General features: G+C 67.0%; 5 protein-coding genes. 1 reads left to right on the top strand and 4 read right to left on the bottom strand.

Going from position 1 to position 5,386, the window contains the following annotated elements; genetic code table 11:
* Window positions 1–191 precede the first annotated feature (191 nt).
* Window positions 192–737 carry a WG repeat-containing protein gene (locus ARC63_RS03185; RefSeq protein ID WP_057502495.1) on the bottom strand — a complete coding sequence of 182 codons (546 nt, stop codon included), beginning with the start codon at window positions 735–737 and terminating at the stop codon, window positions 192–194.
* The gene (locus ARC63_RS03180; RefSeq protein ID WP_057502494.1) at window positions 734–2,440 is read right to left on the bottom strand and encodes an alkaline phosphatase; all 1,707 of its coding nucleotides are present in this window, start codon (window positions 2,438–2,440) and stop codon (window positions 734–736) included. The genes ARC63_RS03185 and ARC63_RS03180 overlap by 4 nt, the downstream gene beginning before the upstream one ends.
* Before the next feature lie 154 nt (window positions 2,441–2,594).
* Here ARC63_RS03180 and ARC63_RS03175 point away from each other — a divergent pair, with 154 nt between their 5' ends.
* The gene (locus ARC63_RS03175) at window positions 2,595–3,929 is read left to right on the top strand and encodes a dicarboxylate/amino acid:cation symporter (RefSeq protein WP_019338617.1); all 1,335 of its coding nucleotides are present in this window, start codon (window positions 2,595–2,597) and stop codon (window positions 3,927–3,929) included.
* Between the two features lie 259 nt (window positions 3,930–4,188).
* Here the strand turns inward: ARC63_RS03175 and ARC63_RS03170 are convergent, their stop codons facing one another.
* Together ARC63_RS03170 and ARC63_RS03165 are read right to left on the bottom strand one after the other, a co-directional pair.
* A complete protein-coding gene (locus ARC63_RS03170) occupies window positions 4,189–4,962 on the bottom strand; it encodes a C40 family peptidase (protein WP_010482985.1) in 774 nt (257 codons plus the stop codon).
* A 131-nt stretch (window positions 4,963–5,093) separates the two neighbouring features.
* Window positions 5,094–5,386, bottom strand: a 293-nt coding sequence (locus ARC63_RS03165; RefSeq protein ID WP_139042373.1) for a C40 family peptidase, incomplete at its 5' end; no start/stop codon positions are given.

Raw genomic sequence — 5,386 nt, 5'->3', positions numbered from 1 at the left:
TGTCGAAGGCGGGGCACTGTGGGTTTGCGGGGTGTGAGCCGCATGGATGCGGCGACCAAGCCCCCATGGACGGGTTTACGGCGTCCCCGCAAACCCACAGTGCCCCGCCATCCCACGGAATGCACGCTGTTGCTGTTGCTTCCGCCGTTGCCGTTGGGTCTGCAGGTGCAGGGCGCAGCCCTGCCGAAAACCTACTTCACCCGACGACCCGAGCGGTCGATCCGGAACCACTCTCCGCCTTCCATCGGCGTGTGGCCATCGGCATCCGGCGTGCCGCGACGGCAGCCGTTGCAGACCTCGGCCACGCCGTCGCGGAACGGCCAGGCGAAATCGAAGGTGCCGGGCACCACCTGGCGGAATGTCAGATCGAAGTAGCCCACGCGATTACCGACGCGGCCGCGCAGCAGGCCTTCTTCCGGCATCTCCGGGCCGTTGTCCCAGGTCAGCACCGGCAGGCTGCGGCCCTTGCGGTCGACGTAGTGGAAACTCTGGTCGGCATACACCACGGCCAGGCCGTGGTCATCAAAGTTCAGGTCTTTCAGGGTGTCCGGCTGGATCTTCGGCCGGTGGTCGACCACTTCGCAGTTGGGCAGCGGCCACAACCCGTGTTCGTCGGTCAGCAGCTTGCACGCCGGTGCCTGCGCCAGCGCGTTGGCACTGGCCAGCACGCCGAGCAGGGCCAGCGACCGCGCGAAGCGGCCGCTGGCAGGCGCAGGGCGGGCCTGCAGTGCGATCACTTGGCCTCGGCCTTGCGTTCGAAGGCCGTCGGCGCCGGCAGCTGCACCGGCACGCCCTTGTCATCGCAGGTGCCGGCCTGGCACAGGCGCTCGCGCAGGGCCGGGGTGGCCTGCACGATCATGTGGTAGATCGCGTTCTGTTCCAGCGTGCCGCGGATCGCCTTGCTGCCCGGGCCGCGTGCCCAGATGCCGACGTCTTCGCCGCCGTGCGACTCGGACTTCATCGGCACCAGTGCTTCCTGCATGTAGTCCGGATGCTCGGTGTCGACCTCGCGCAGGTTCGGGCGGCCGTTGGCCGGTTCGAAGCTGCTCGGGTTGTGCGGGTAGCGCTTCGGGCCGGCCGGCTGCTGGTTGCTGCTGCCGGTATGGCCCGGGCCATTGGCGTAGCTCAACGTGGTGTACGGCTGGCCGGTGCCGTCCAGCGCGTAATCCAGCTTGCCGGCGCCATCTTCGCCACCCTTGTCCTTCACCTTGCCCAGGATCGGGTTGCCGCGTGCCGGGTAGCCGACGAAGTTCAGCGTGTGCGAGTGGTCGGCGGTGACGATGATCAGGGTGTCGTCGGCCGAGGTCAGTTCGTTGGCCACGCGCACTGCATCGGACAGGGCCACGGTCTCGGTCAGTGCACGGTAGGCGTTGCCGCTGTGGTTGGCGTGGTCGATGCGCGCGCCTTCGATCATCAGTACGTAGCCTTCCTGGTGCTTCGACAGATTCCTGATCGCCGCAGCCGTCAGTTCGGCCAGGCTCGGCTCACCGCCCGGATCCTGCGGGCGCTCGTACTCGTAGCGCATGTGGTCCGGCTCGAACAGGCCAAGGATGGCCGGCGCATTGGCGGCGGCGGCCAGCTGCTTGCTGTTCCAGACGTAGGCGCCCTGCGGATGGGCCTGCTGCCATTCCTGCACCAGGCTGCGGCCGTCCAGGCGCTGGCCGACCTTGTCGTCGTACTCCGGATCGCGCTCTTCCACGGTGGTGAATTCTCCGCGGCCACCGCCGAGGGCGACCAGCGGGCCGCGGCCATAGCGCGAGGTCGACAGCAGCTGCTGGGCGATGTCCTTGCAGCCTGCCGCCTTGGCCGCTTCAGTCAGGTCGGTGTCGTTTTCCCAGTTGCGCTCGGGTGAATGTGCATAGGTGGCGGCCGGGGTGGCATGGGTCAGGCGTGCGGTGGACACCACGCCCGTGGCCAGGCCGGCGCTGTCGGCCAGCTGCAGCCAGGTCAGCAGGCCCTTGGACAGGCTGTCGGCGCAGTCGGTGCGGCTGCCGGCGCTGACGCCGATCGCGCCCATGTGGGTCTTCACGCCGGTGGTGATGGCGGTCATGGTGCCGGCCGAATCAGGGGTCTGCGAATCGGTGTTGTAGGTCTTGCTGAACGCCGTGGCCGGGAAGCGTTCCCAGGACAGCAGGTTCTCTTCGCCCGAGCCACCCTTCTGCTGGCCTTCGTAGATGCGCGAGGCGGCCACCGTGGTCAGGCTCATGCCGTCACCGAGGAACAGGATGACGTTCCTGGCCTTGCCGGACATCGCACCGTTCGCTGCGGCCTGGGCCGCGCCGCTGCGGTACCACCACTGCGGCGTCTCGCCGGCCGGGTGGGTAACGGGATCGACGGCGACCTTCAGGCCGGCCGGAGCGGACGCGGGGGCGGTGCTGGCGCAGGCGCCCAGCAGCAGGGTGGTGGCGCAGGCGGCCAACAGGGAGACGGAACGGCGCATGGACGCTGGGATCTCACAAACTGTAACGGGACGTTCATTATGCCCGCCCTCGCAAGGCACGCCGATGACACACTGATTTGCCGGCCGGGCGGTCGTTCTGCGGGCCGCCTTGGGCTATCGTGCCAACATCCCTTCCTTCCCCTCTGGATTGCCTATGAAGCTGGTCTCTGCCTGGCTGCGGATTCCATTCTGGCAGCGCGTGGTCGGTGGCTTCGTGCTCGGCGCGCTGGCCGGCTGGGCGCTCGGCCCGGCCGCGGAAACGTGGTTCGGCCCGCTCGGCGAGCTGTACGTCACCCTGATCAAGATGATCGCGGTGCCGCTGGTGTTCTTCGCGGTCATCAACGCGATCTCGTCGCTGCACGGCCAGAAATCGGTCGCCGCGCTCAGTGGCCGCACCTTCCTGTGGTTCGTGATCACCGCTGCGCTGGCGGTGTGCGTCGGCCTGGGCGTGGGCACCGTGCTGCAGCCCGGCGCCGGTGGCCTGCAGCTGACGATGGCCAGCAACTACGTGCCGCGTGAAGTGCCCAGCGTGGTGCAGGTGCTGCTGGATGTGGTGCCGGCCAATGTCTTCTACGCGCTGTCCGGCATCGGCACCAAGGTCAATGCCGCCGGTGAAACCGTGCTGGCCGCGGGCCGTGGCTCGATCCTGCCGGTGATCTTCTTTGCTGGTCTGGTCGGTTTCGCCATCGTCAAGCTGGGCGAGAAGGTGACCGAGGCGCGCAAGCTGGTCGGCCAGATGAGCGACATCATGATCCAGGTGACCCGCTTCGTGCTGGAAGTCACCCCGATCGGCACCTTCGGTCTGATCGCTGGCCTGGTCGGCAGCTACGGCTTCGAGAAGCTGCTGCCGCTGGGGCATTTCGTGCTGGCCCTGTACGTGGCCTGCGCCCTGCACATCGTGGTGGTCTACAGCGCGCTGCTGCTGGCGCACGGCCTGAACCCACTGAAGTTCTTCCGTGGCGCCGCGCCGGGCATGCAGGTGGCGTTTGTCAGCTCGTCCAGCTTCGCCGCGATGCCGGTGGCGCTGCGTTCGATCACCCACAACCTGGGTGTGAACAAGGACTACGGTTCGTTCGCGGTGCCGCTGGGCGCCAGCATCAAGATGGATGGCTGCGGCGCGATCTACCCGGCGCTGTGCGCGGTGTTCATCTCGCAGTACAGCGGTGTGCCGCTGACCCCGGAACAGTATGTGGTGGTGCTGATCGCCTCGGTGCTGGGCAGCTTCGGTACCGCCGGCGTGCCGGGTACTGCGGTGATCATGGCCACGGTGGTGCTGAGCGCGGCCAACCTGCCGCTGGAGACCATCGGCTACCTGTATGCCATCGACCGCATCCTGGACATGATGCGCACGATGACGAACGTGACGGGCCAGATGCTGGTGCCGGTGATCGTGGCCAAGGAGACCGGGCTGCTCGATCAGGCGGTGTATGACAATCCGTCCAGCAATGTCGGGGTGGACGATCCGGACCCGACACCGCCACGCGCCTGAGGTTGCGTGGAGATGTAAAAGGCCCGCCCTGACCCGGCGGGCCTTTTGTTTGGGAGCTGGTTGGCGCGGTGGCGGCCAAGGTGGGTCCTGGTAGATCCACGCCATGCGTGGATGGAGGCAGTGCCGACCAACGGTCGGCACCCACCAGGGCAGGCGGCGCGATGCCGACCAAGGTCGGCACCTACCGGGGGCGCAAACAAAAAAGCCGCTGCGGGGCAGCGGCTTTTTGTCTTTCAGGCGGCGCCGTAGCGCCAGCGGGTCAGAGGTCGACCCGGCGGGCCTGCATGAACTTGTTGCCCCAGTAACCACTGAGCAGGGTGTCCACGCGGACGTCCTTGCCCGAGCTCGGGGCGTGCAGGAAGCGGCCATCACCGACATAGATGCCGACGTGGTCGACGCGGCCCTTGCGGCCGAAGAACACCAGGTCACCGGCGGCGAGCGCAGTGCGATCGTTGATCAGCTCGGCGTTGTCATCGTGGGCCATCTCGCGCGAGACGCGCGGCAGCTCGATACCCAGCGCCGAGCGGAACACGTAGCCGACCAGGCCGCTGCAGTCGAAGCCGCTGTCCGGGTTGCTGCCACCCCAACGGTACGGGGTGCCCAGCAGGGTCATTGCTCGGCGCAGCAGCGACTGCACCTTGCCGTTATCGGCGGCGGTGCCGACAACGCTGCCATTGGCGGCGCTGCTGGTGTCGTAGTTGGCGAGCAGGCGGCTGAGATCGCCGGCCACCACGGCCGAGCGGTCCATCAGCGGAATGGTGTCATTGGCGGCCAGGTGCGGCAGCAGCGCGGCCAGCGTGGCACTGGCGGCGGCATCGACGCGGCTGCGCTGCGGAGCAGCGGCCTCGGCCTTGGTGGCCGGTCGGGCGGTGCTCTCAGCCACCGGGGCCGGGGTCACATCGGAACGATTCGGAGCAGTCTGCGACCAGGCCGGAAGGCTGGTCAGACACAGTGCCAGGCCAAGCAACAGCGGGCGGGCACTACGTGAAGATACGGAAGTCTGGCCTTCGCTTTTCAGGTCGTCAGTCGTCACGCGTCGGTCACAGGAAAAAAACGATGGGGCATCATGCCCTGTAAAAGCGGCAATAAGTTAAAAATTCCGTTAGTAAACCGTTAGTTTCGTGGTGATGGGCGTCACAGTTTTGAACATATCGCCTGTTCATTTTAGCGAAGGACGCGTTTCGCCCCTGTGTAGTGGTCCTTCCAGTAGGGACCGCTGAGCGAGTCGAGGCGTACCGTGCCGCCGGTGCTCGGCGCGTGCACGAAGCGCCCTTCACCCACATAAATACCGACATGGGTGACGCTGCCGCGGCTGCCGAAGAACACTAGGTCTCCGGTGGCCAGGCGCTGCGGATCGATCTTCGGGCCCTGTACCGCCGCCAGGTCGCGCGAGGTGCGCGGCAGTTTCAGGTCCAGCATCTCGCGATAGACATAGGCGACCAGGCCGCTGCAGTCGA

This window comes from Stenotrophomonas geniculata ATCC 19374 = JCM 13324 (genome assembly GCF_001431625.1).
Classification (GTDB): Bacteria; Pseudomonadota; Gammaproteobacteria; order Xanthomonadales; family Xanthomonadaceae; genus Stenotrophomonas; species Stenotrophomonas geniculata.
This window is presented reverse-complemented; position numbering and strand designations above follow the sequence as displayed.